This window comes from Labrys sp. ALF-8 (assembly GCF_059699065.1).
Genome location: NZ_AP048540.1, coordinates 83,811 through 109,638, shown reverse-complemented (window position 1 = coordinate 109,638; position 25,828 = coordinate 83,811). Strand labels below are relative to the sequence as shown.

The window sequence follows — 25,828 nt, the reverse complement described above, 5'->3', positions numbered from 1 at the left end:
GTTCCGGCTCATGAGTGGGTCCCTTCGGCACGATCGAGCTTGAGCGCCACAAAATCCTGCATGGCTTCTTCCACCAGGTCCCTAAACGTCCGATCCTGATCGATAGCGGCGTGTTGAAACTTCTTCACAAGTCCGCGGTGGATCTCGACGCGAATTGACCGCCGAACCGCACGGGTGGAGCCGAGCGGCTGCTGGGTTTCCTGGCCAGGCCCGTCTGTCTCGCCGTCTACAGCGGGAAGGCGGCTGCTCTTCCCAGGTGACTCATCTATCATGTTGGCTTCTAGGCTCCAGGTGTTGAAAAACGCTCTCTTGCGCACACGTGCACGTGCACGCGAGAGCCTTCTATTTTCGGCCCTTGAAGTAGGCTGAAAGCGCAGCCTCGAAGACATCTCGGAGCTGACAGTCACCATCTGCCGCAGCATACCGCGCCTGCTTCACCAGGTCGGCGCGCAACGCCACCCTGACAATGCGCCGTTCTGTATTCCCCGCGCTCACAATGCGGTCCGCCTCCCGTTTGGTGGTCCGTGGCGGGCGCTGGACGACAGGGGCCGCTTCTTCGTGCGGATCGGATACGGGTGCGATCGGCGGCGGCGCGCCCGCCTCCTCCTCCGGAAGGACCGGAGGACCGCTCACGCTCGGCACCAGCAGGCCGAGGGCCGCACCGGCCGCCTCCGCCTCCCTTCGAAATTCGGACAGATCGCCGAGCAGAAACGGCTTGCTCTTCTTGACCGAGATATTCCTCGGGGCGAACGGCTTGCCTGGGTCACTCATATTCCGTGCCGGTGTGGGTGAAGATTTCCTTGATCAGCAGAGCAATGTTCGCCTTGGCCTTGGTCACCTGTTCCTGCTTGGATGGATCCGTGGCCAGCTCGGAGAGTGACCCCGCGTCCTTGGAGAACTGGGCATAGACCGCGCGGGACTGGATCACGCTGTCGAAGTAGGGGAGCTTGTTGTGCACAATCGCCGTGATGGCGTCCTTGAAAGCACCGGTCGTCTTGTCGATGCCTTTAACGTCGTTCAGCACCAGACGCATGTTCGCACGCTTGAGGTTCGCCCCGTAGTTGAACACGCTGACCGCTTCGACGGCGTCGATGTAGGACGCGCGGCAAGGCACGATAGACAGATCCGATGCGATGATCGAAAGCGCCAGCATCTGGTTGAGGGCGCCTTGCGGGTCGATCAGGATGAAGTCGTAGTCCAATCCGTTCTCGATGCGCTCCCGCAACTGATCCTCATTGTCGACGCGCACCACTGACAGGTTCTTGTCGAGCCGTCCGGCGGCCTTCGATCGCTCCGCCCATTTCCAGGTCGAGTGCTGGGGATCCGCGCAGAGAATGGCGGTATGCAACCCCATGCTCGCCATTTCCGATCCGAGGAGGGCGCAAAGAGTCGACTTCCCGACGCCGCCCTTCGACGCTGCAAGCGCAACCGTTGGCACGTAGACATTCCTTCCTGATAGCCCAAAACAGAATATATATAACGTGACATGGTTTATATTAGCAAGCCGTTGTTCCTTTGGCATCGCGGCTCATCTGCCTCCCAGTGCGCACTGGCTTTTTGAGCACTGTGCTTCTTCGCGCACCCTGCGTTTTTGCGCATACTGCTCAGATGAGCACGATGCTCGTCTGGTCACCCTGCGTTTATGAGCCGCCTGCTCATTTCGTCACACAGCGCTTTTGATCACCTAGCGTAATTGCGCGGTATGCGTTTTTGAGCACTGTGCGCATTTGAGAAGTGTGGTGTTTTGATCAATGTGTCGAAAATAGAAGTGAGACACGGACGTAAGGTTTTGAGAGAAAGTGTGAATGGCAGGATAGCAAATAATGTGGTACATGATTTGCGTGTGCCCTCGCCGGGCTGGCTTAGAGGGGTGGCGCCGGCAGTCCCGCAAGCGGTCCCGGCGCCACGAAGTGAAGTAAGGAACGAGACCGCCCATGGCTTCAAAGGAGCGCAAGGACCGCGTTGTCAGGCTACGTCTCAGTGAGGCGGAGCATTCACAACTGGCCAGCGTTTGCGCCGAAATGGGCATCGGCGTGAGCGAGGCGCTGCGGCGCGGCGCCCGGATTGCGGCCGGCCTTGGACCCAGCTTCGATGGCGAGGCGCGCTCGGAAATTCAGGATCTGGTACGCCAGATCAGAGGCGTGGCGACGAATATCAACCAGATGACGAAGGCCATGAACAGCGGCCGTGTCCCTGCCAATGCCGCCCTTGCCACAGGCTTCGGCCAGCTGACGGAATTGCTGGGACAGGCTCAGGATGCCTACCTGTCCCTCTGTGCCAAGGCCCAGGTGCGAGGCCTTTCCGCATCATCGTCCGAGGTGAGCGATGGCCGGGCCTGAGGAACTTTTCCCCGGTCTCGCAGGCATGGCCGGCGCCGGCTTTGCAGGCCTGAAGAAGCGCACGGATGCCCTCAACCTGCTGCTGCAGGATGCTGATCTGGCGAGCCGGCAGGGCGGAGCGAAGAAGCGTGCTGGGAGCAAGGCGCCGCGGGCGTCTTCAGCTGCCGCCCTCAGGCCGGCTGCGGGGGGAAGCGCGCGCGGCATCGACAAGTCGTTGCTCGAGGACGAGTGGCGGCTCAAGCGCCGGCCGCGGATGGTGGCCGGGAGCCCCGTCAAGGCATCACCCTCGAGCCGATCGACAGCAAAGCCCGTTGCGCCGGCTGTGACGGGCAGGGCGCCCGCGACCTCGGAGCGGCCATCGGAGACGGTCAAGGCGGGGCTTGCGGGCGGCTCCCAGGCTGCAGTGGTGAAGCTGGCATCCTTTGCGAGCGGTGGGTCCCGCGTCGGGGCTTTGATGAGCTATCAGAGCCACCAGGGCGAGATCGGCCTCGAGATGTCGGATGGGTCCATGGTCGAGGGACTTGACGGGATCCAGGCGCTTGCCGACCAGTGGACGGAGGAAGCGACCGAACGCCAAGCGAGCAAGGACATGTTCATGTTCGCCGTGACGCTGGATGACCATCGACCGGACGAGCAGATCCGCGCTTCGCTCGTCGAGGTTCTGGCCGGCCATAAGTTTGCCTGGACGATCGACCGTGTTGGATCACAGACCCGGCTTCAGGTCGTCACCACGGCGGCCAGTGCGAGGCGTGATGACAATGGCAAGAGTGTCCGGCTCTACGACAACCAGAAGTCCCTGACCGGCTTCGAGGGAAGGGTGGCTGCGGCCTTTGGCGGTGCCGGCGCGTTCGAGGACCTGGGGTTTTCCCATGGTGTCGAGGGAGCCGTTCGGTACATGTCCCGCCTGACGAAGGGCGGCGCCCGGGCCGCCGAATTGCAGAACGGCAGGACGACCAGTGGACACGAGGCCAATCTTGCGATTGCCAAGTCGTGGAAGCGTGACATGCGTTCGCGCGAACAGCGCGATGTGGCTCATGTCATTCTCAGTGCAAAGCCCGGGACCGATAAGGAGGCGTTCGTCGCTGCGGCTCGAGCAACGCTCGAGCGCGAATTCGCCGGCCATGACTTTGCCTTCGCGCTGCATGAGAACCGCGCGCATCTTCACATCCATACCGTCGTCAAGATGCAGTCCCAGCGGGGCGAACGCATGCACCCGGGCGTGCAGGATTTTGCGCGCTGGCGCTCGACACTGGCCGAAGAGGCTCGCCAGAGGAATATTCCCATGGAAGCGGCCAGCCGCTTCGAGCGGGCGAACCCGCCAGGTTACAAACTGAAGGATATCCGCCGCGTGGAGCGCGGCGAGGCGAGCGAGAATGTGCGCCGGCGCGTCGAGGCCGTCCGGACTCAAGCCGTGCACGTTCCGACCCGTCCGGAGGGCAAGGAACGGGCGAGGGCGGTTGCAGGGCAATGGCAGCGCTATGCAGCGCCGATCGCCGCCGTCAGCGTGGAGCCTGCATTGGCAGAGGGCGCGACGCGCCTTTATCGTGCCGACCGACCCGGAGCGGCCGAGACGAGCGCGCCGCTCTTCATGCGCAACCGCGCCATGGCCGAAACCATGGCAGCCAGGTTCGCTGGCACTGTTTCTTATCTTGATATTCCTCAAGGTAATATTGGCGAGTTGAAGCCGTCTCGTTCGGATCCTCAGAACATTGTCGCCGTCTCGCGCGAGCTTGCCGCGACGCGCCGGCCGCTCCACGGCGACGACACCGTGGGCAAGGTCCTCCAGCTGCGGGACAGGACCGCAATAGCGGCCGGCCTCGCCGATTTGCCGCGCGAGGGGAAGCCCAAAGACAGCTATATGTTGTCTAATGATAAAAATTCGCTCAGACTCGACGCCGAGACTTCGACTGCCCCTTCCCAGGTGCAGCCCGTCAATCGAGGAGCGATCGAAATGCCCAATCTCGAAACCATGGAAGCGGCGCGCAAGGATCTCCACAAGCACCTGCAGGCCATGACCGACAATGCCCCGCCCGAGAGCCGGGAGGAGATCCTGAAGCATCGGCGCAGCATCGAGCAGAACTTCGAGCGCGGCGTGCAGCAGCAGGCGAAGCAGGAGCAGGCGGGCGGAAACATCGAGGGCGAGAAGTATGTCGAGCCCAAGCCCCGGCAGTACGACAATTTCTCTGCCTATGTTCCGGAGCAGCGCGGCGAGGCCATCCGCTATGCGCACAAGTATGATGACGGCAGCGCCGGCAAGGTCGCGTTCACAGACACCGGCAAGCGGGTCGAGGTGAACGATTGGAAGGACCGCGAGGCGACGTTGGCGGCGATGCAGCTTGCCCATGAAAAGTGGGGTGAGCTCAACGTCAAGGGTCCGGAGAAATATAAGGAGATGGTGCTCCAGCTGGCGGCCGAGCACGGCTACCAGGTCGCCAATCCGGAATTGAAGGAGCGGTTCGAAGCCGAGAAGGCTCGTGTCGAAGCCGAGCGTCAAAAGACGGCTGGCTTCGAGGGCAGGGGAGGCGAGAAGGAGAAGCCGCCGGCCGACGCTTCAACCCGGCCGTTTGAAACCTACCCGGGTATGCAGGCGGAGCGCGGTCCCGCCCCGATCCCGAACGAGAAGGCTGCCGAATACGCCGAGGCCTATCGTGCGGTCACGGCGCATAAGACGGCCGAGGTCGAGAACTTCGTGAACGTGTTGCGAGAGACCCGCTACGCCGAGGGACAGGCGGGCCATGCCTATGAGAACAAGGAAGACGCCGCCATGGCCCTCGCCATGGCTCGTCAACATGCGATCAATTCCATTCCGCACGAGCATCGGCAGAGTTTCGAGCGCTCGTCGGCCGAGTTCGTGCAGCATAACAATGGCATCGACGCCCAGCAGCTGCAGTCCGGTTTGAAGCGCGGTGAGCGGGAGGCCGCGCAGAAGATCGGCGGCGAAACCAATGAGCTCTACGCCAAGGTCGAGAAACTGCGCGAGAGCGTTCGCGAAGACCAGCGATCCGACAGCCTCGACTCCGCCCGGCGCACGGAGCCTGAACTCCGAGCGGCCGAAACGGCGCTATGGAGTTCTCTGAAAGAGGCCGCGGAAGCTCAACGGGCAAAGCCGGCCGCCGAGGCAGCGCTGACCGAGCAGCAAACGTCTCAGAGTCAGGCGCCGGCTTCCGCGCCGGTTCGCACCGAAGCCGAGCGCAACCAGGCCTATGCGAGCATCGCCGATCGTACAGAGGCGGAGGCCGCGCGTGAGGCCGTCCAGGCGCATGTCGCCTCCGCGCTGCACGAGACGCCGACCGATCCCGGCTTCCGCTCCCAGGTCGAGGCCACGGCTGCGCGACAGGCTGAAGTCGCCGTAGAGAGCAATCCCAGGCAAGCGATGCAGACCAGCCTCGCCAGTTCGCCCGAGATCCAGCGCCTGGCCGACGAACAGGCGGCGCTTAATCGGGAGACGGCCCAGGCTGAGCAGCAGAAGGCAACACAAACGCAGACGCCGCCCAAGGATCGTCCGCGCGGGCAGAGAATGTGAGCGGGCCGGCCTACATGAACAGCGCCGACGAAATTGCGGCCAGCTACCTCAACTCGGCTGGCGGAGATCCCGAGCGCGCGCTGATGGCGCTCGCCCAACGCGCCCTTTGGTTCGCCGCGCGCGCGTCGGGCGGCCTCATCCGGCGGCCGATCGCGGAAGTGTTCCAGGGCGATTGCGAGGAGCTGCAGCGCGAAACGGATTTCTTGGCGATGCCATTGCCACCGCTGGAAGACCGTTGAACTGCGGCAGGCCCTCTTTCAATCCGGCCTCGCGCTCGCCTCTCTTGCCGCCGCTTTGTATATGATGAGGAATCGCTTTTGAGCGGCAGAAGCAGATGGGCCGGACCAGCGGCTGACTGTCGGAGATGGCCTTCGACAGCCTCCACCGCCCCTCACTTCAGCTATATCCCTGAACCCGGGCCAGGAAGCGCTCCTCGATTCCCTATACAATGCTCGCCTGGAGTTCAAATCCCTTGGCGAGCTTGGGCTTGCCATGTAATCGGATTGTTGACGAAATATCGTTAAAGATGCTATTTGGGGGCTAGGCGAGGTATCCCATGCTCTACAAGCTAGAGGTCGAAAACTTTTTCTCCATTCGCGATCTGCAGTTGCTCGACTTGTCGGTGGATGGAAAAGTGCCTGATCCTGACGGCCGTTATGTCCCCATCTTCGAGGGCGCGGACGTGCGCGCGCCGAAGGTCGTCGCCCTCTATGGCGCGAACGCCTCAGGCAAAACGACAACGTTGCGTGCGCTCGAATTCGTCGTGACGATGATCCGCGACAGCGTGGCGCGCACGGTGCCGGGCTTCGCTGGCATCGAGCGTTTCAACGACGTGGAATCCGCCGATCGGCCTATGCGGTTCGCGATCGAGTTAGGCGGCGTCATGAACCTGACGCCGGAAGTCTTTCAGCGCGCGGTGAACGGCGAAAAGGTCGAGCAAGGCATCTACCGCTACGAGCTGGAAATCGAATTCAAGAATGGTCTCGCGGTAAGGATCGCGTCCGAGGCGCTGCGCCAGAAGCCAAATGGCCAGGGGAAATGGCAGCGTGTCTATGAGCGCGATGCCGAGGGCAAGGTGAAGGACTCTAAGACCTTCAGCCTCTCGGGCTTCCAGCACCTAGTGAAGACGCTCGCCGGCAACCACACAGTGCTGTCGTCGTTCGCCAAATTCCAGCATCCGACCGCGCAGCTTTTCGTGGATACGGCGCGCAAGGCCTTCTTTCAGATTGAGCCTGTGCATTCCTTCGTCGATCGCGACGTTATCGACTACCTGAAGAACCAGCCCAACGTCGTCTCGCGGCTGAAAGATGAGCTAAGCCGCATTGACGTGGGCGTGGAAGGGATGCGCTTTCAGCATACGGACAACGGGCCGCTACTGCTGTTCAAACACGCGGGGCTTGCGGTCGAAATGCCTTGGCTGATGGAAAGCCACGGCACCCGGGCCTTTATCAAGATGTTTCCTTTCATCATGAGCGCGCTCGATACGGGCGGCATCGCCGCGATCGACGAGATGGACGCGGCTATTCACCCAAATATGCTGCCCGAACTGGTGCGCTGGTTCTATGCGGCTTCGGGGCGCAACAAGTTCGACGCACAACTCTGGCTTTCCTGTCATTCGGCCTCACTGCTCGATGACCTCAACAAGGAGGAAATCGTGATCTGCGAAAAGGACCGGCAGGGCCGCAGCCACGTTTACAGCCTCATGGACGTGAAGGTGCGCCGCGACGAGAACCACTACCGCAAATATCTGAGCGGTGCATACGGCGGGGTTCCACACCTCGGATGAGACGTCGTCGCCCGCCATATATCGAGCTTCGCCGTCCGATTTATATCGGCTGCGAAGGCGCGTCAGAAGTCGGTTATGCCGGCTTTCTGCAAGACCTGATCCGCGATGCCAATCTGCCGGTGCACCTGCACGTTGACGAATTGGGGCCGGGCGCCGGCGATCCGTTGTCGCGTATCGAGCTGGCGGTGCTGCGTCTGAACCTGCTCCAGAAGAAGCGCGGCGCGCCCGCGGAACGCTTCGCGCTTTTGGATTTTGACCAGGCCGAGCGCGATCCGCAGCGCGCCGGGCGAGCGCGCAAGCTTGCGGCCGCCTACGGAATCACGATCGTCTGGCAACGGCCCTGCTTTGAAGCGGTGCTGCTGCGCCATATGGAGGGAAAGGCGGCCAACCGCCCGCCCGACGCGGAGGGGGCGATCAAGGCGCTCGAAAAGGAATGGCCGGAATACAGAAAGCCCATGACGCGCGCCAATCTGGCGCGCCGGATCGATCGGGATGCCGTTCTGCGGGCGGCGGGTGTCGAGGCCGAACTACATACCCTGCTCCGCTGTATCGGGGTGCTGTAAGTATCCCCCGGTAAAGCCGCGGGCCTTAAGAAGTGAGCCGCTCAAAGCGACAAGGTGGGGGCGCTTATGCGCCGCGCAGCGAGAAGCTCAAGGATCGTCTCTTCAACGAAGCCGAGCAAGCCGCCGCCGAAGGCGAGGAAACCGATGATGCCGACACCGCTGCCATTCCGGACACCGGGTTGGAGGACGCGGAAAAGCCGGAGCCGAAGAAACGGGGACGCAAACCACTGCCTGAGGATCTGCCGCGCGAACGTGTCGAGCATGATCTGGCCGAAGAGGAGAAGGTTTGTCCGTGCTGCCGCAACCGGCTGCATCGGATGGGCGAGAGCGTCAGCGAGCAGCTGCCCGAACGTTCGATCTCAATTAATCCGAGCCAGAAATCCCGATGATTTCAAGCCCGAGCGCGGATGGTCTCGATCCGCTACAAGTAGCGCGCCAGTCGGCATTAACGAGAAGTTTCATTCTGTCTTTTTATAATTAGCCGGCTAATTAATGTTCCATAATGTTGATTACGCGAATCGAGCATGTAGAACCCCGTTCGAAAGGTCACTCCGACCAGCAGAAGCAAGCTGGCATGACCCGCAGCAACAAGGCGCCGCGGCGACGCGGACAAGGCCAGAGCCTCTTGAAGGTTGGCTGAGCCGTCCTGGCACAAAGTCGCAGCGCGGCTGCGCAACCCCGACCAACTGCGCCGCGCTGCTTGAGCCTCAGAATGGGCCGCAGAGATCGACATTGAGGCAGCTCGGAGTGACATTTCTAACGGGGACAAAAAGCGACTTCTCTATCGAGCTGAGACATTGCACGCACGTGTAACGGGTGCGTTCTAAGTTGGGGTGCGAATTGCTAGCGTTGCCAAAGGCCTATCGTCTATCCCGCCCCCACCACAAAGCGGAGCGAAGTTCTTGTCTTAAGCTCGTGAAGATGGCAGATCCAAGATCTTGGTAAGTGAATTAAACAAGCAACTTTCACCGGGTTCTAACCGGCGCCAAATTCAGCGGAGAATTCATGCCAAAGAATATCGTTGTATTTTCAGACGGTACTGGCCAAGACGGAGGCGCAAGGCCTGAACAACGCACCAGCAACATCTATAAGATGTATCGTGTGGCCCGCGATCATCCCGACAACGCAATTGACCCATGCGAGCAGATTGCCTTTTATGACGCCGGCCTTGGAACCGACATCGGCACCACAGCACTTTCCGCACCCGTCCGTTTTGTACAGAAGCTCCTTGGATCCGTCACTGGCGCGGGTATCAAGCGCAACATTACGGACTGTTATGAATTCATCATCAACCATTTTGAGCCTGGAGATCGAATTTACCTTTTTGGCTTTAGCCGCGGAGCATACACGGTTCGTAGCCTGGCCAACTTACTGATGCTTTGCGGCATTCCGACCACGACACCCGCGGGGCCGTTGATGCGCTTTCGTAAATCTGTACGCGACATCGCATGGGAGGCCGTGGATGTCGTCCTCGAACATGGTGCTGGCCATCCTCGCGCAGAATTCGAAAACGAGCGATTGGAGCTTGCCCGACGTTTCCAGGAAAAGTACGGCTCCGGCGATGGGTCCGATTCCAATGCTGCTCCCTACTTCATAGGGGTATTTGATACTGTTGCCGCGCTTGGAGCTACCGGAACGAGACGTTGGCTCATCCAAGCGGGCTTGAGTGCAGGCATTGCGGTGGTCACACTCGTCGCTGCGTTTCTTCCGGCCTTGCTAGCTGCGGCGCTGAGTTCAAAGATGTTCAGCACTAGTTTTATGGCTGTTGGATTCAGTTTGGAGATCGTCTCGGCTGTGATCGCCGTCGCCATTTTTTGGTACATGCAGACCAAAGCGATCACCAAAACTATCGCTAATTATCCTGAACCGGGGGAGAGCCGGTCACACAAAGCCGAGTGGAAGGGCGAGAATTTCGATAGGCTTCTCAGCCGGCACGTTACCTTCGCCCGAGCGGCTAATGCCATTGATGAAACACGCAAGGATTTTGCTCGGGTTGGATGGGGCGGAAGTGAGGAAGGAGCGCCGCACATACCCGGTCATCTGCGGCTCGTTCAGCTTTGGTTCGCGGGAAACCATTCCGACATCGGTGGCTCCTATCCGGAGCCGGAATCCCGTCTTTCGGATATCTCCTTAGCGTGGATGTGCGGCGAGGCGACATCAATTCCGGACGGTCTTAAGGCAGGGCCAATCTATGTTGACGGTAAAAAGATGCTAAACACCGGCGAATCTGGCACCCGCCTCAACATCTTTCCTGCGGCAGATGGCGTGCAGCATTGCGAGGTCGCAGCTATGCGCGACACGCTCGACGGCTACGCCTCTAAACTTCCGAATTGGGAATGGCTCAAGCGCTACGTCGCTCGCAAGAACTGGGAGATTAAAATCCGTGAGATCGTGCATGACGCGCCCGTGCATCCTACTGTTCGGACCCGTTTTGAGCTTACTCAAGTAGCCCAATGCGCAAGCATCGGCCCCTACAGACCGCAATCATTGAACGGGCACGACGATTTCAAGACTTATTATGGGGCGGCGCAATAGGCGCCTCAGCCAGCACTATTCGTGTTACAATACGAGAATCCGGGCACTAAATTTGTCCAAGGTCGGTACTTATTACCCGAGGCCGAAGCAGAGTTCAGGCCCATATGGCAATGAACTACCGTTGCTGGGACGCTATGGCCATCGGTGCTCAATAATAAACCGTGAAATTGCAGAAGCATCGGCGGCTAGATTGATCGAAAAAGGCTTCTCGTACTGAAAGGCCGCTGCGCCACGCTGGCTCCTATGGTCGAACCATATTCGTGACCTAGGAGACCTGTGCGCGGGTAGGCGTAGACGAAGCGTTCGAGATTTGATTCTCTCAATCCAATCAATGGATTGAGGTTTTGGATTTCACGTCGGCGGATTGGACAAGAAAGCTTCGTCTGGGATCGGAATAGCCGTGGGCGAGCTTCATCGCTGGATCAACTGCATGATCTGATCGACTGGCAGCCGGTTGATGCTCATTTGGTAGCGATCTCCAGTGCCGCGAAGGGTGAGCCAGCCTGGCCCCCGCTTGTGCTGTTCAAGGCAGTGCTGCTTTCGGTGTGGTATGATCTGTCTGATGTGAAATTGGCAGAGGCCTTGGACGACCGAGCTTCGTTCCGGCGCTTCTGTGGGTTTTCCAGCAGTGAGCCGACACCGGAACGCACGAGTTTCGTACGCTTTCGCAAGGCCCTGGTCGCTCATGGCCTGGACAAGTGTTCGATCAAATCACTCACCAGCTCAAGGCCAAGGCGATCCGCGTCAAGACCGTGTCAATCGGCGCCCAAATTTGACCCCAGAACGGCGTCCAAAATTGACCCCCTTGCCGGAGGGGGCTGGATATCGGACGCGACGCATTGAGCCCGCCGCCGCGGAGCTGGTCGGGGTTGCGCAGCGGCGGCGGGCTCAATGTCCAGGGAGTGCTGCGTGTTGGATCAGGCGCGGTTCTTGAAGCGCCAGCTCTCGTTGCCGGTCTCGACGATATCGCAATGATGCGTGAGGCGATCGAGGAGCGCGGTGGTCATCTTGGCGTCGCCGAACACGCTTGGCCATTCGCCGAAGGCGAGGTTGGTGGTGACGATGATCGAAGCCTGCTCGTAGAGCCGGCTGATCAGATGGAACAGGAGCTGGCCGCCCGATTGAGCGAAGGGCAGATAGCCCAGTTCATCGAGGACGATGAAGTTCTTGCGGGAGAGATAGTCGGCCATCCGTCCCTGCCGGCCGGCCCGACCCTCGGCCTCGAGTTTGTTGACCAGGTCAACGACATTGAAGAAGCGACCGCGGGCACCTGCGCGTATGCAGGCGCGGGCGATGGCAATGGCCAAATGGGTCTTTCCAGTTCCAGTGCTGCCGACCAGGACGATGTTGCGCTGATGGGCGAGGAAGTTGCCGCCGGCAAGATCGCGGACCAGCGTCTCGTTGATCGGCGTGTCCTCGAAGGTAAAGTCGCCGATGTCTTTGGCGAGCGGCAGCTTGGCGATGGTGATCTGGTATTTGATCGATCGCGCCTGCTTCTCGGCAATCTCGGCTTTGAGCAGGTCGCCGACGACGCGTTGTGGCTCGTGCTGGCGCTTCACCGCCGTGGAGACGATCTCGTCATAGGCGGCCTTCATGCCGAAGAGCTTGAGCTCTCCCATAGCCTTGAGGATCTCGGAACGTTCCATCAAATGGCCCTCCTCAGGGTGTCGTAGCGGGCGCAATCCGCCACCAGCTCGTGCCGCAGCCTTAGGGCCTGCGGTGTCATGATGGTGAGCGGCGCCATCGGCTCGCGGCGCCGGGACAGGATGTTCAGGATCACATCGGCCGAGTGGACGTTTTCGTTCAGCGCCTCGGCACAGGCCGCTTCGACCGCGGATAGCCCGTCGCTGAGCACGGCGGTAAGGATATCGACCATCTGCCGATCGCCATCGTCAGCGCTGGTCAGTCTGCGGCGCACTCGGTCGAGTGCGGATGGCAGAACCCAGTCCTTGAACGGTGCGCCATTGCGCAGGGCCCCGGGTTTGCGCGCCAGGACCGGAACATAGTGCCAGGGGTTGAAGATCGTCTCGTTGCGGCCAAAGCAGCGGCGATGCTCCCCAACCGCACGCCCATCCTGACGCAGCTCGATCCGATCGGCGTAGGCCCGGACCTCGACCGGTCGGCCGATCGCGCTTGCCGCTACCGAGTAGCGGTTGTCGAAGCGGACCAGGCAGGTCTTCGACACCGAAGCCGGCAGCGCATGGAAGCCGTCGAAGCGGCCGGCATGGGGAACGAGGCTCGGTCGTTCTGCCTCGAACACCTGCCAGACCGTCTTGTCCCGGAACTCGGGGTGAGAATGGGCTTTGGCATAGGCGATGCAACGGTCGAGGAGCCAAGCATTCAGCTCCTCATAGCTCTTCACCCGCAGTCGCGGTGTGAAGAAGCGCTCGCGGACCAGGCCGACCTGGTTCTCGACCTGGCCCTTCTCCCAGCCCGACGCCGGCGTGCAGGCGACTGGATCGACCAGATGATGGCTGCACATTTGGAGGAAGCGGCGATTGTAGGCGCGTTCCTTGCCGACGAAGATCGCGTCCACCGCCGTCTTCATGTTATGGGATGGACGCCTCCCACTTCTCCGTCACACTGCCAGTGACCAACTTGAAGGAGGGAAACTATGACCATGGATCTGCTCGCGATCGACCTTGGGAAGCAATCATTCCATCTGCACGCGATCGATGCTGATGGCGTTATCGTCTCGCGCAAGGTTAGTCGCGCAAAGCTCGTAGAGACGGTAAATCAAATGGCGCCGAAGGTGATCGCGATGGAAGCTTGTGCCAGTGCCCATCATTGGGGCCGATGGTTCATGGCTGAAGGCCGACACGTGCGATTGATCAATCCACGCTTCGTAAAGCCGTTTGTTCGTGGTTCGAAGAACGACGCGATCGACGCTGAAGCAATCTATGAGGCCGCAACTCGTCCCACAATGCGGTTTGTCCCGGTGAAGTCGGTCGCGCAACAGGATCTGCAGTCGCTCCATCGCGTTCGGGAGCGCCTGATCGTTCAACGGACTTCGCTAATCAACCACACTCGCGGACTCCTGGCTGAATATGGCCTTGTACTGCCACAAGGGCCGTGGCGTTTTGCTGCACAAGCAACCGGAACGATTGCGCAGGCAGATCTTTCCGACCTCGGACGCGAGCTGTTTGCAGAGCTTCTCGACCAGCTTCAGGATGTGAATATCCGCGTTGCCAAACTTGATGCCAAGATCGTTGCTATCTGCCGAGAAAGAGAAGATTGCCGCCGTCTGGCCGCCCTGCCTGGTGTCGGGCCGATCATTGCAACTGCGCTCGTGGCGAGCATCGACGACGCTCGCCACTTCCACTCAGGTCGCGAACTCGCGGCATGGATTGGACTTGTACCTCGACAATACACAACTGGTGGCAAGCCTCGCCTCGGGGGTATTGGCCGTCGTGCCAACCACTATCTACGCCGACAGATGATCCACGGTGCTCGGGCCGTGATCAGCCGGCTCGCTAAACATGAGGATCGGTGCTCAATCTGGCTTAAGGCGATCGTGGAGCGCCGCGGATTTAACAAGGCACTCGTCGCTCTTGCCAACAAGACGGCGCGCATCGCATGGGCGCTGCTGACGCGAAAGGAGAGCTACGCCGCCGGCTGACTACGCTGGCGCCACGGATCGCCGCCGACACGGCGATGAGAGCGAGGTAGACACTGATGGCACAACGGCATGAGCCGCCGCTTCGAAACCTGATTTACGACAAGGCCCTCGAGGCCGATCATGTTATGAGGATCGAGGCAGCGAACTCCCATCAAGGCCAGGGGCGTGATCGCTCCAGCGATAGGCCGGATAGATTCACGCATCCAATGCCGAACGTTGCCAGCAGATTACCTTGCACAGGAGGCGTCCATAGATTGTCGTAGATGCCGCGCCCCGGTATGCCGCCGAACACCCGGAAGCCGTGCCAATGCGCGTCGAACAGCATCTCGTGGCTCTGCAACAGATAGGCCCGGACCAGGAAGGCGCGGCTGTGCGACAGCTTGATATGGGCGACCTGCAGCTTGGTGCGTTCCCCGCCGAGGATCGCGTAATCCTCGCTCCAGTCGAACTGAAACGCCTCGCCCGAGCGAAAAGCCAACGGAACAAAGGTTCCACGGCCCGTCGTCTGTTGTTCCCGCTGCCGATCAACCCGCCAGGCCCGGGCAAATGCTGCGACCCGGCCATAGGATCCGGTGAAACCCAGCGCGACCAGATCAGCATGAAGCTGCTTCAAGGTCCGCCGCTGCTTGCGCGACTTGCCGGCCTCCCTCTGCAACCAGACCGCCAGCTTCCCGGCAAAGGGATCGAGCTTGCTGGGCCGTTCCGGCGTGGCGAACCTTGGCTCGACAATACCCGCCTTCAGGTACTTCGTGATGGTGTTGCGTGACAGACCGGTTCGCCGCGCGATCTCTCTTACCGGCAGCTTCTCCCGTAACGACATGCGCCGGATGATGTTCAAAAGTCCCATGTGGATCACTCCTATGTCCCCCGTCGCGCACAGCGTTGGGGGAAGGGTCACATGGCTCAAATCTCAGTGGAAATTACGCACCAACCCGGTTCACTTCTCGGCGAAAATCAACATTGTACCCAAGAGACGGCATTGAACCCGCCGCTCCGCCGAGGGCGCCACCAGCAACCGATCTTCCGACACCATCCCAAAATCCCATTATTCATCTCCAAAATTCAACTTGTTGTGTCGAGAGCTTAGTTAGAGCCATTTTTTGTCAAGCATAAAGTATATAAAAACTACGCATATCACTTGTTCTATAATTATATTTAGAGTATTGGATTGGATATACGGATAAATAGCAATACGATATAATAATACCACGGCGGCGAGTATAATTAGCAAGAATATCCTGTTCATGGTCTTGGGTCCGGTTGGAGATCAAACTCCACATCTAATGGAGAATGTACCGCGTGAATTCGGTCCAGCACTATATGCTCGGGACGGCCTAAACAATTCCTGATTTCAGTGGTTTGGGACCTAAACATTGAACAAATCGGTAACAGTGAACCAACGCCCCAAGAGATGATATGCTAACGAAGAACGGAAACGCCAAATAAGACGAGTCATTCTAAACGATTTGTGTCATTCTATTTGGATGTTTTGTTTCTGCCGAAGCAATCACCAATATTCTCCATATACTTTGCGCATCTGGGCTGCCTTAGGTATACAGGCCGATGCATCCAGGGGCAAAACGCTACTCTGCTCGACGGACAGATTACAGTTTCGTAATGTACAAGTATTTTTTTGTTGTGCAAGCCTGGTTGGTGTCTTTTTTGACATTGAAGAAGGTACGTATTATTCTAGAACATTAAGGTGTGCGATTGATGTTATGTTGCTATGGTTAGCAAAAGCAGCTAATAAGAAAGATATTTGTCAAGAGCAGATATGTTACAAAAGTGTTTTGAGGAAATGTTGACGAGGCGAGCTAGCTGCTATCTCTTTTGAGGGCATAATTTTCAAACTATCTCGTCTGGCGCGAGCTCTTTGGTCGGGTTGCCGCGGCATCAGCACAACGACGAATTGTAGAATTTCGGGCAATCTTTAGGGGTACGGCATATACGCTTTTGGAACGCTGGGTCACGCCTGTGTCACGGTACGATCTCTTGTCGCGGCGTTGAAGGCAGGCCGGCGCTCCGCGAGAGCGACGACACGGTCAGCTCGCTCATCCGCTTTGGATTTTTGGATTTTCCGGTATTTGTGGAGCGGGATCGGACCGCCGATCGGGTTGAAGGGACCAAACCGCCGGTCCTCAAGCTGGATATAAAGATCCCGATCGAACAGGCCCCACCACAAGATGACCTCCTCCCCGACCAGAGAGTCATCAACCTCATATGGGATGCCGTCGATGCTCACCCGGGCATCGATGCCGATCTTGCGCCGCTCGGGTTCTCGCGCGAAAGCGCAGAAGCGGTCCCAAGCGCACATCTCGCGATAACCGCTATCTGGAAGACTGGCGATCCAGTCTTCCAGACGGCTGCGCGGCTCCGACCGATGCGCCTGCGCATTGTAGCGGACCAGATAACGACGTGGAGGCGTTCGGAATGGTCCAGCCGATCGCGGCGCCGACCGCCCTGGGCGTCGCGCCGGAGTCGTTCGCATTCACGGGTAATCGGATCGATAGCGCGTCTGCCAGATGCTCGGCCAGCGTTGCCTGTGGCCCGTCGAACACCAATAGGTGCTTCACAGTGGCCGGATAGTCGAAGACCTGATTCACGACGGACAGGTGGTTTTTCTCGATCTGCGCCATGGTCTCCTGGAAGACCGGCGTGACGACGACAAACACGTTGGACATGCTGATTGGATCCTCAGGTCGTGCTGCGTCGCACATGCTGCCGAGTTCGTCGGTTCGGCCGCCTGCCCTTGACTTCTTGTCGCCGAGCGCGCGAGTCGATCCGTTTGAGGGTGGCCTCAATCCATTCGACGGCGGGACAGGGCTTGAGCAAGGGAACCGACTCAAGGTCGATCCTGACCAGGTATCCCTCGACGCCCTCTGCGAAACAGGCTCTCATCAGGCGCCCGAGCTCCATGCCGCTTCGCCTGTTGGTCCGCACGGTGCTGGGCTGCTGCGGCAAGAGGCAGATGCCGCGCGCCTCGCACCAGTTCGAGAGGCGTGCCCTCGCCTCCTGCTGGCGCGGGCTCGTCTCGGCGTTCGAGGCTGACCCGCCGAGCATCACGCGATAGGATTCCGAGGCCCTGCCCCTCGGCCAGGCCCAGGAGGTCATTGGCCGTCAACCTCAGCCGGCGCCGGGCGAGTGGGCTTCCTGGGTTTCGCCTTGGGCTTGGCCTTGGCCAGCGCCGGGGCCGCGCCCGAAGAACTCGCGTTTGCGGCGGCATTCACAGGCTGCTGCACGCTTGCAAGATATTTGTCCGTCTCGTTGAGTGCGAGCGACAGGCCCTCGAGCGTGCCGGTGGCAACGACCGGCTGGCCCCGGGACGTCCATTCGAAACGTGCGACCTTGCCGGTCTTGATCCAGCCGCCCACGACATTGTCGAACGGCAGAATGGAGGCGCAGGTCACCTTGCAGGCGACGGCCTGGGGCGCGAGCTTGATGCCGTCCAGCTGGAGGCGCAGGCCGGCCGCCGTATCCACGGTCTTGCTCATCTCCATGACGATGTAGGAGCGGCCCTTGATGTCCTGCCGGATGCCCCATCTCAACAAGGGCGCACGGGCCTCATTGACCACGGTCTGGATGAACAGGCAGACGGCACGCTTGGAGGTTCGCGAGCAGACCGAAGTCCAGGGACCGAATTCCCGGATGGTCTTCACGAGTTCGCCGGGCGCCGGCGTCTCGCCCTGCCCCACGGCATCGTCAAATCTGATCGTCGTATCCAGCTGCGGCGCCGGCGATGATGCGGCGGGAACATCGGCCGTCGTCGCCTGCTGTGCGGAGGCCAGCAACGGTAGGGTGGCGATCGCGGCCGCCAGGACAATGGCGGAGCCTGTCTTCGAAACGGACATGGAAACCTCAATGATGGGATGTGTCGCCCCGCTTGGGGGCCGATGCGAAAACGGCGGGGAATTGATCCCCGCCGCCTCAGTGGCAATCCGATATCAGGGGAAGGAATACCGGACGCCGATGCCGCCGCCGCCCGTCATCGAGGAGGGCGAATACCAGCCGCGGCCGTTGACCTGCAGCCTGTCGTTGAAGGTGTAGGCAACGCCGCCCGCGAAGGCGTGCTGGGACTCATAGAAGCCCCAGCCGCCCGCGACGGAGAACTTGCCGGGCGTCGGGTCGAACTCGAGCGTGGCCAGGGCCGTCATGCCGGCAATGGCGCCGTCGAGACGCTTGAAGTTCGAATTGGCATATTTCGTCAGCCAGTTGAGCTGCGCGCCCTGGTGGCTGAGAGCACCGTCGATCGCCGAGAAGGCATCGCCGGCATTGTTGTAGGTGTTGCCCTGCACCGTGTAGCTCGGAGCACTGATCAGGCCGGTGGTCGGATCGTACTGCGAGCCGCCGCCGAGAGCCGAGGCCGTGGAGGTGCCGACATTGTTGACGCCGCCAATCACCGAGTTCAGCTGCGAGCCGTTGACGGCATCCGTCGAGGTGGAAGACACCACGCCGGCCGCCACGTTCTGGATCTGCCGCTCCTTGCCGGACGACCCGACGGAGACGGAAGAGGTTGCCGAGGATCCCGCGACGGTCGCCGAGCCGAAGCCCTTCTGCCCGTCATGCACGGCATCGGTCGTGGATCCCGCACCGAGGGCGACGCTGCCGGCGTTGCTCGCCACGGCGCCGTTGCCGATCGCGATCGAGTCCGTCGCCGTCGCCACGGCCAGGGGGCCGATCGCTGTCGAGTTGTCGCCCGTGGCGCTCGAATCCGCCTCGGTCGAGTTGGTGTGGAAGTACTTGATGCCGGCGCCGCCATTGATCGAATTGTCGATATTGGTGAGGGCGCCCTGCACCGAATTGTAGGTGTTGCCACCATAGTTCAGCGAGGTCGTGACCGTGCCGGTCGAGGAATTGTAGGTGCTGTTGCCGCCCATGCCGTCCGCCAGGGACTGGCCGAGGTCATGCAGCTGCCCGCCGTTCACGGCATCGGTCGAGCCCGCCGCAACCGAGCCGGCCGCGACATTGGTGATCGACACGGCGGCGCCCGAGCCGTCACCGGTCAACGCGACCTGGTTGGTCGGGTTGCCGTTGGCATCGGCCACATAGTGAACGGCAAGATCGTCCGTGCCGCTCGAGGCGGCCGCCTGCAGGGCGTCACCCACATTGTTGTAGGTGTTGCCGTTGATCACATAGGAGGGGTTGGTCACCTCGCCCGTGGTCGAGTTGTAGGTGGCGCCGCCGCCGAGGATCGTGGCCACCGTGCTGCCGGTCGCATAGAGCTGCGAGCCGTTCACGGCGTCGGTCGAGGTCGAGGACAGCGTGCCCGCTGCAACGCCGGTCACGGTCCGATCGCCGTCCGTGCCCGACATGTTGACGACGGTGCCGCCTGTTTCCGCGCCGACCGTGATGTCGCCGCTCCCCGGGGCGCCGCCAACCTGGCGGACGATTCCGGCCGTGCCGTTGTTGAGGTTGGTGACGTCCTGGCTGATGTTGTTGACGGTCGCGCCGAGATTGGTCACGTCCTGGCTCAGGTTCGTGACCTGGTTGCTGACATTCGCGACGTTCTGGTTGGTCGTATAGAGCTGCGAACCGTTCACCGCGTCCGTCGAGGTCGAGGAAAGCGCGCCCTGGCTGACATTGGTGATGGTCGTACCACCCGTCACGCCGCCATCGGTCGAGGTCGTGCCGCCGAGCGTGATGCTCGACTTGGTGGAATCGTCATACTGGACGGCGTTTGAGGCCAAGGTGCTGACGGCCTGGTTGGTGGCGTTGAGCTGCGACCCATTCACCGCGTCCGTCGAGGTCGAGGACACTTCGCCGGCCGCGACATTCGTCAGGGTCTGCGCGGCGCCCGGGGATGAACCCGACCCGCCCGGCGCCACGAGAGCCAGCTCATTCGCATTGCCCGTGGTCTGGACCGGCCCGATCGTGCCGTTCGTCACGCTGTTGGTCAGGTTAGTGACCTGGTTGCTGACATTCGTGACGTTCTGGTTGGTCGTATAGAGCTGCGACCCGTTCACCGCGTCCGTCGAGGTCGAGGACAGCGTGCCCTGGCTGACATTGGTGATCTTGGTGCCGCCCGTCGCACCGCCATCGGTCGAGGTTGTGCCGCCGAGCGTGATGCTCGACTTGGTGGGATCGTCATACTTGACCGAGTTAGGGTCGCCCGTCGCGATCGAGGTCGCCAGCGCGTCGACCGCCTGGTTGGTCGCGTAGAGCTGGGAGCCGTTGACGGCATCCGTCGAGGTGGCCGAGACGCTGCCCGCCGCCACATTGGTGATCGTGCGCTCGCTGCCGGCACTGCCGACGCTGACCGTTCCGACCGGCGACGTGCCGGCGAAGCTGTAGGTTTGCCCATTGATGACCACGCTGCTGGTGCCCGTTGCACCGTTGGCGAGGGAACCCGAGCCGAGGGCGACATCATTCTGCCCTTGGGCGGAAGCGCTGTTCCCCAGCGCCACGGCGTTGGCCGCGGTCGCCTGCGCACCCGATCCCATGGCGATCGTATCGTCGGCACTGGTGGTGGAACCCTTGCCGATCGCGATGGTGTTCGCGCCGCTGGCGGTGCCGCCGACGACGAAGTTGTTGTCACCGGTCACCGTGCCGCCGTTGAAGGCGGTGTTGTTGTCGCCTATGGCACTCGAGCCGTTGGCGAGGAAGTTGTTGTCGCCGCTGATGGTCGCGTTGGGCGCATTGAAGATGAACGAGTTGGTGACCGGATCCGTCGCGGTCCCGATCACCCCGTTGTTGGCGTCAACAACGAAGCTCCGGTCCACGTAGATCTCACCATTGTCCGAATTCACGATCACCGATTGCGTGGCGCCAACCAGGCCGTTGCCACCATTGATGATGGTGGTCTCGGTGCCCTGATAGAGGCCGTTTCCAAGATTGATGCCGACATTCTTGTTGGCATCCTGGACGACGGCCGTTCCCGGCGCCGCGCCGAAGTTGGGGAGGGATTGAGCGAAAGCGCCGGAGGCTCCCGACGCCAGAGCGAAGCTGGCTGCGCTCAGCAGGAGCAGGCGCTTCTTGTGACGCAATGGACCGTCGCCGCGCAGGCGCGCAACGGCCACTGCCGAGGCAGAAATCGTCATGATCTAACCCTGAGTGTTATGGTTAACGGTTTTGCGCTACGCTCAGGGTCTGGCGGTCAGTCAGGCCCTGCGTAACGCGTGGGGCGCGGAGGCGGTTCTTGCAGGAACCGTCTCCGCACGTTCTTGCTGCAGGCGCTCACCCTTGCAGGGGTGGCGTCGCCGAATTCGCGAAGCAACTACGCGATCTCAAATGTCCTCCGTCTCCTTGACTGGCTTCGTCTCCCGCGATCACGGCGCACGGTTGAGGCGGATCCCAGAAGCGCTACCGCCCGGCTCGCCTTCAAGGCTTCCGTCCTGCCCGATCGTAAATCTTGCGGGCGGCTTCGCGCCCGGCTGATAGAGCTCGACAGTCTTTCCCGTTGTCTTCCAGCCCGTGATGTTCCCGATGGAATCGGTGGCACACCCGACGCTGGAAGCGCGCTTGAGGTCCAGCAGCGACTTTTGGGAAAGCCAGAGCGAACACCCTGCGGCACCTTGAACCGTCCAATGGCCTGAGACTTGGCCCCCCCTTCCGGCGCCGCCCTCGCCTGCTGCTGTCGCTTTGGCCTGGCGTCCAATGTCGCGCTCAGTGTTCGCCGGCTGCCCGTAGGGGACCGGATCTGTTGGTACGTTCGGATACCGAAACCCGCTGGAATATCCGCTGTGTCGAAGGGTTTGGCTTCCTCGCCGTACGCGAACACGACGCCTGGCGCAGGGGCAATTCGGTTTGCACGGTTGATACCTGGTCGTTGCCATGATGGGCGCTGACGCCGTGATAGGCGCTGTGTAGATCGGCACCACAGGGCCGCCATAGGTCTTCTGGTTGGAGCATCCTCCAAGCGCGATGGCGACGGTTGTCGCAGTGATGAAAAGGCCGAGTCTCATGGATCGTTCCGTTCGAGATTGGTTAGAAGCGCGAAAAATGTTGCCCATGTTCGCTCTTCAGGCCGCCATGCCGATGAAGGTCGCGAACTCGGGGTTATCAGAGGTTGAGCGGGCCAACGTCTCCCGAACGCCAGCGAGCGCAGCGATCAGGCGCTCCTTACGCTGCTCGTCCCCGTCGCCGCTGTCCTGGGCAGCAAGACGCTCGACCGAAGCCAGGTCATCCAGGCTCGCCACAACGGCCGAGATGTCGAATTCGTCTTCATCTTCGGTTGCCACCTCGAAGCCGACGATTGCGGGCTCAGCCAGCGATATCGCCGCCCCGCCGAACATGTCGTCTTCCGGAACGCTCGTTGCCTCCAGACGATCGAGCGTCGTGGCCAGGTCCGACAGCGATGCCGTGGGTGATGGTACCGCCTCGGCCGACCTGGCTCCCTCCCCTTGAATGGCCTGCGCAACCGCGCCGCCCGCCACGGCCGTGCGGAGCATTTGCAGTTCCGCCTCGCTGCCGGCGAACCGGCGTGCTCGATCCGCAATGATCCCCCGTCGTTCAGCGATAATTGCTTCCCGAAGCAAGCCCGCCGCGACCTCGGCCGAGGTTCTGTTTCCAGCGCGCTTCAGCAGCCCCTGACGCGCTGAACGGTCGTCAGCCCTCAAGGCCCCCAATGTAGCCGGGCGTTCCCTGAGCTGACGAAGGATCGCTGTCACCTTGTCATCGTCAATCGCATCGAGCGACTGCTGAACGCTCCTCAGGAATCGATCCGGCTTGACAAAGAGCTGGTGCGCAGCGCCGACGATCCCCGGGGGCAGCTTGCCGGTCGATTGGTCCGTCTCGGCGGCTTCCTCTTCCCGCACCCCGGCGAAGTCGGCCGGACTGCCGACGGTTCCCGCCGGCGCCGGCTCAAAGAGCGGCCATTCCGCGATCTGCGCCACCAGAGGATCCGGCAGCTCGAATTTCATCGCGTCGACTTCCCTCCTGCGGTCCAGGAAGAGCGCCTGTGTGTAGAAATTGAGCTTATCCAACACGGCGGTATAGGAGCCGCGGATCTGCAGAATGGTCTTCTCCTGGTTCAGCCGACGCACACCGTCAGGCGTCATCAAGGGCATCGGTTCGAAACGGCCTCCCGATGATGTCTTCCCGAATGAAATTCCCTGCGCCTTGCCCCACCCTTCCCGCTCGACCCAGTGCTTGCCCATATTTTCTGAGACCAGCTTGGCGGTCGTCTCGTCACCAACACCGATGTAGAGCTGGATATCCATGTTGCCGAGCAAGGCATCACGGGTCTTGATGCCATAGCGTTCGTCGATCTGCGGTATGTTCTGGGCAACGAGCGCAATCGTCAGGCCGTACCCGGCCACGAGCGGAGCGCGTTGGATGATTTCGGGCAGGCGCTGGAACTGATAGAATTCGTCCAGCATCAACAGCGCCTTGTGGGGCTCTGTCTTCTTGTCCGGCAGCTCGCGAAGCATAATGTCGTGGATCTGCTGGATCAGCAGGCGAATGATCGGCTCGACGGTGCCAAAGTCCGAGACGGGCGCCGCGATGAAGAGCGAGAATGGCTCGCTGCGAAGCTTGCGGATATCGAAGTCGGATCCCGCCGTCGCGCTCGCCATCAACAGATTGTTCCACGCCTTCAGCGAGGTGGTGATGTGGCCCTCGAAACTGGGACGCTGCTCCTCGTCGCGGCCGAGGTGCTGCATGAAGGCATTCGTGATGAACGGATTGAGCTCCGGCTCTTCCTTGAGGATCCGATTGAGGACGGCGGAAAAGCTCGTCCCCGTCGAGAACATGCGCAGCGCCGACCGAAGATGCCGACGGCCTTCCATGGTGCGCGATTCCAGGACATATCCAAGCACACCCGCGAAAAGGCCTCTCGCCGTCTCCTTCCAGTAAGGTTCTTCCTTCTCGCCAAGCACGATCAAGCTTGCAGCCAGGTTGCTGAGATCCGTCGCGCGAGAGGGCCACTCTCTCACAAAGGTGAGCGGATTCCATCTGTGTGAGACTTCGCTGCCGGGAGCGAACAGGAAAACCTTCTGCCCGAGCGCCATACGCGCGGCTCCCGTCAGGTTGAAGTTCTCCTTCTTCACGTCGAGGACGATCGCCGAACCTTCCCACTCGAGCAGATTGGTCATGACGAACCCGCGACCCTTGCCCGCCCGGGATGGGCCGTTCACAAAGAAATGGGAATCGCCGGAATAGCGGACCTGCTTCTTGTTGAACGTCCCCAGCAACACGCTCTTGCCAGGACGCCCGTTCATCAGCTCCGCGGCCGCAAGGTCTTCCGCTGTCGCAATGCGCGACCCTTCTTCAGGCGGGCGCACCACCCATGGCCGCTTGATAAAGAGATACACGAGGCCGCCCAGGACAACGCCCTCGATGGCGGCGGCCGCGGTCGCCAGAACGACGAGCTTATGCACGCGCGGATCGTGCCAGTAGGCTGAGGCCTGCCGCATCGGCAGTAGCACATCCCCGGCAAGGAAGGCCTGATAGATCGCCGGCGTGTGCATCAGATAGTAATAGGCACTCGCATAGCTGAATGACCATAGCCATGCCAGGCCTGCCAGCGCGCCGACGCAACCGGCAATGCTCCACGCAACCTTCCGCCCCCGCTTCATGGCTAAACCTGTCCCTGCCACTTGTTGAAATAGATTTCCGAGACGGCGCGTTTGCCGGTGTTCGGATCCCTTGCGATTTGAACGACGACGGGAACGACCAGGCGCACGAAGTCGAGCAGTTCCTCCTTGCCCAGCCCAAGATTGGCCTGCATCGTCGCCATGGCTGCGCGCTCATAGGCGCCGCGAGGATTATCGGCGTGAAGCGTCGACATGCTGCCCGGATGACCCGTGTTCACGGCCTGCAGGAATGAGAATGCTTCGGCACCGCGGATTTCGCCCATGAAGATCCGGTCCGGTCTCATGCGCAGGGCCGACTCCAGGCAGTCCTGGATGGTCACCCTCGCCCTGCCCTGCCCGCCCTTGGAGGCGACCGTATGCACCTTGTTTGGCTGCGGGGGGTTGAGCTCGCGGGTATCTTCGATCGTGAAGATGCGCTCGGTCGCCGGCACTTCCTTCAAGAGCGCGTTCAGCACCGTCGTCTTGCCCGTGGAGGTACCTCCGCTGATCAGCATGGTCACGCGATTCACAATGGCGAAGCGGAGCCATTCCTCGCGCGCTTCCGGTGAAGGATCCTTCAGCATCTCGATCAGCTTCTGGTCGAGGTCCGAAATATAGAAATCATCGACATGGCGGGGGCCCGACACCCTGACGTGATCCAGGCCGCCCATCAGTCGATAGTCCTTCAAGGAAAGGTCATTGATGACCTGCTTTCTGATCGAGAAAGCCCCTCCATCAGGGGAGGTGGGCGAGAGGATCGCCTGGAATCGCTCGCCGTTCGGCATCGCGGCCGACAATAGCGGGGTTTCCGAGTTCACGTTCTGGTTGCTTCGGCCGGCGACAGCCGTCGCCAACGTGACAATCGCTTGCCTGGTTAGCTCCGGCACCTCGTAGCGAACCATGTGCGGCTCGCCTCTGGCTTCGATCCAGATCTCGCCCGGCCGATTGCACATGA

The 25,828-nt window shown here is 61.0% G+C and carries 19 protein-coding genes and 4 pseudogenes; 10 read left to right on the top strand and 13 right to left on the bottom strand.

Annotated elements, in window-relative coordinates:
* Nucleotides 1-8: 8 nt before the first annotated feature.
* From AC6H34_RS30630 to AC6H34_RS30620, 3 genes are all read right to left on the bottom strand, one after another.
* Nucleotides 9-272 (bottom strand): hypothetical protein, encoded by a 264-nt coding sequence (locus tag AC6H34_RS30630; protein WP_497541442.1) that lies wholly within the window; start codon nucleotides 270-272, stop codon nucleotides 9-11.
* A gap of 70 nt (nucleotides 273-342) precedes the next feature.
* The gene (locus AC6H34_RS30625) at nucleotides 343-771 is read right to left on the bottom strand and encodes a hypothetical protein (protein ID WP_497541441.1); all 429 of its coding nucleotides are present in this window, start codon (nucleotides 769-771) and stop codon (nucleotides 343-345) included.
* Nucleotides 764-1,522 carry a nucleotide-binding protein gene (locus AC6H34_RS30620; protein WP_497541440.1) on the bottom strand — a complete coding sequence of 253 codons (759 nt, stop codon included), beginning with the start codon at nucleotides 1,520-1,522 and terminating at the stop codon, nucleotides 764-766. The genes AC6H34_RS30625 and AC6H34_RS30620 overlap by 8 nt, the downstream gene beginning before the upstream one ends.
* A 412-nt stretch (nucleotides 1,523-1,934) precedes the next feature.
* On the opposite strand from AC6H34_RS30620, the gene mobC reads away from it, so the two are divergent.
* From mobC to AC6H34_RS30580, 8 genes and pseudogenes are all read left to right on the top strand, one after another.
* Nucleotides 1,935-2,339, top strand: a complete 405-nt coding sequence (gene mobC, locus AC6H34_RS30615) for a plasmid mobilization relaxosome protein MobC (protein ID WP_497541439.1) — start codon at nucleotides 1,935-1,937, stop codon at nucleotides 2,337-2,339.
* Nucleotides 2,326-5,862, top strand: coding sequence for an LPD7 domain-containing protein (locus AC6H34_RS30610; protein ID WP_497541438.1), 3,537 nt, complete (start codon nucleotides 2,326-2,328; stop codon nucleotides 5,860-5,862). Before mobC ends, AC6H34_RS30610 begins: the two co-directional genes overlap by 14 nt.
* A 14-nt stretch (nucleotides 5,863-5,876) precedes the next feature.
* On the top strand, nucleotides 5,877-6,101 hold the full coding sequence (locus AC6H34_RS30605; protein WP_497541437.1) for a hypothetical protein: 225 nt from the start codon (nucleotides 5,877-5,879) through the stop codon (nucleotides 6,099-6,101).
* Between the two features lie 317 nt (nucleotides 6,102-6,418).
* A complete protein-coding gene (locus AC6H34_RS30600) occupies nucleotides 6,419-7,648 on the top strand; it encodes an AAA family ATPase (RefSeq protein WP_497541436.1) in 1,230 nt (409 codons plus the stop codon).
* Nucleotides 7,645-8,211, top strand: a complete 567-nt coding sequence (locus AC6H34_RS30595; RefSeq protein ID WP_497541435.1) for a hypothetical protein — start codon at nucleotides 7,645-7,647, stop codon at nucleotides 8,209-8,211. The genes AC6H34_RS30600 and AC6H34_RS30595 overlap by 4 nt, the downstream gene beginning before the upstream one ends.
* 65 nt (nucleotides 8,212-8,276) lie before the next feature.
* Nucleotides 8,277-8,555: pseudogene (locus AC6H34_RS30590) on the top strand (IS66 family transposase); the annotation flags it as partial.
* A gap of 661 nt (nucleotides 8,556-9,216) precedes the next feature.
* Nucleotides 9,217-10,746: a T6SS phospholipase effector Tle1-like catalytic domain-containing protein gene (locus AC6H34_RS30585; protein WP_497541434.1), complete on the top strand. Its 1,530-nt coding sequence runs from the start codon at nucleotides 9,217-9,219 to the stop codon at nucleotides 10,744-10,746.
* Nucleotides 10,747-11,082: 336 nt separating this feature from the next.
* Nucleotides 11,083-11,589: a transposase gene (locus tag AC6H34_RS30580; protein ID WP_497541433.1), complete on the top strand. Its 507-nt coding sequence runs from the start codon at nucleotides 11,083-11,085 to the stop codon at nucleotides 11,587-11,589.
* 74 nt (nucleotides 11,590-11,663) lie between these two features.
* Here the strand turns inward: AC6H34_RS30580 and istB are convergent, their stop codons facing one another.
* Both istB and AC6H34_RS30570 read right to left on the bottom strand, forming a co-directional pair.
* Nucleotides 11,664-12,392, bottom strand: coding sequence for an IS21-like element helper ATPase IstB (istB, locus tag AC6H34_RS30575; protein WP_497541432.1), 729 nt, complete (start codon nucleotides 12,390-12,392; stop codon nucleotides 11,664-11,666).
* Nucleotides 12,392-13,297, bottom strand: a pseudogene (locus tag AC6H34_RS30570) (Mu transposase domain-containing protein); the annotation flags it as partial. The pseudogene AC6H34_RS30570 and the gene istB, both read right to left, overlap by 1 nt.
* Before the next feature lie 69 nt (nucleotides 13,298-13,366).
* On the opposite strand from AC6H34_RS30570, the gene AC6H34_RS30565 reads away from it, so the two are divergent.
* Nucleotides 13,367-14,365, top strand: a complete 999-nt coding sequence (locus AC6H34_RS30565; RefSeq protein WP_497541503.1) for an IS110 family RNA-guided transposase — start codon at nucleotides 13,367-13,369, stop codon at nucleotides 14,363-14,365.
* Between the two features lie 244 nt (nucleotides 14,366-14,609).
* Here AC6H34_RS30565 and istA read toward each other — a convergent pair.
* From istA to AC6H34_RS30550, 3 genes and pseudogenes are all read right to left on the bottom strand, one after another.
* Nucleotides 14,610-15,212: pseudogene (istA, locus tag AC6H34_RS30560) on the bottom strand (IS21 family transposase); the annotation flags it as partial.
* A gap of 1,170 nt (nucleotides 15,213-16,382) precedes the next feature.
* Nucleotides 16,383-16,781: pseudogene (locus AC6H34_RS30555) on the bottom strand (IS481 family transposase); the annotation flags it as partial.
* The gene (locus AC6H34_RS30550) at nucleotides 16,693-17,046 is read right to left on the bottom strand and encodes a hypothetical protein (RefSeq protein ID WP_497541506.1); all 354 of its coding nucleotides are present in this window, start codon (nucleotides 17,044-17,046) and stop codon (nucleotides 16,693-16,695) included. The gene AC6H34_RS30550 and the pseudogene AC6H34_RS30555, both read right to left, overlap by 89 nt.
* Nucleotides 17,047-17,279: 233 nt before the next feature.
* Between AC6H34_RS30550 and AC6H34_RS30545 the strand changes: the two genes are divergently transcribed.
* Nucleotides 17,280-17,435, top strand: coding sequence for a hypothetical protein (locus AC6H34_RS30545; RefSeq protein ID WP_497541431.1), 156 nt, complete (start codon nucleotides 17,280-17,282; stop codon nucleotides 17,433-17,435).
* A 37-nt stretch (nucleotides 17,436-17,472) separates the two neighbouring features.
* Here the strand turns inward: AC6H34_RS30545 and AC6H34_RS30540 are convergent, their stop codons facing one another.
* The 5 genes from AC6H34_RS30540 to virB11 form a co-directional block, all read right to left on the bottom strand.
* Nucleotides 17,473-18,213, bottom strand: a complete 741-nt coding sequence (locus tag AC6H34_RS30540) for an invasion associated locus B family protein (RefSeq protein WP_497541430.1) — start codon at nucleotides 18,211-18,213, stop codon at nucleotides 17,473-17,475.
* Between the two features lie 93 nt (nucleotides 18,214-18,306).
* Nucleotides 18,307-21,399, bottom strand: a complete 3,093-nt coding sequence (locus tag AC6H34_RS30535) for a YadA-like family protein (protein ID WP_497541429.1) — start codon at nucleotides 21,397-21,399, stop codon at nucleotides 18,307-18,309.
* Nucleotides 21,400-21,627: 228 nt separating this feature from the next.
* Nucleotides 21,628-22,134 carry an AprI/Inh family metalloprotease inhibitor gene (locus tag AC6H34_RS30530; RefSeq protein WP_497541502.1) on the bottom strand — a complete coding sequence of 169 codons (507 nt, stop codon included), beginning with the start codon at nucleotides 22,132-22,134 and terminating at the stop codon, nucleotides 21,628-21,630.
* 186 nt (nucleotides 22,135-22,320) lie between these two features.
* The gene (locus tag AC6H34_RS30525; protein ID WP_497541428.1) at nucleotides 22,321-24,876 is read right to left on the bottom strand and encodes a type IV secretory system conjugative DNA transfer family protein; all 2,556 of its coding nucleotides are present in this window, start codon (nucleotides 24,874-24,876) and stop codon (nucleotides 22,321-22,323) included.
* Between the two features lie 2 nt (nucleotides 24,877-24,878).
* A complete protein-coding gene (virB11, locus tag AC6H34_RS30520) occupies nucleotides 24,879-25,826 on the bottom strand; it encodes a P-type DNA transfer ATPase VirB11 (RefSeq protein WP_497541427.1) in 948 nt (315 codons plus the stop codon).
* Nucleotides 25,827-25,828: the final 2 nt, after the last annotated feature.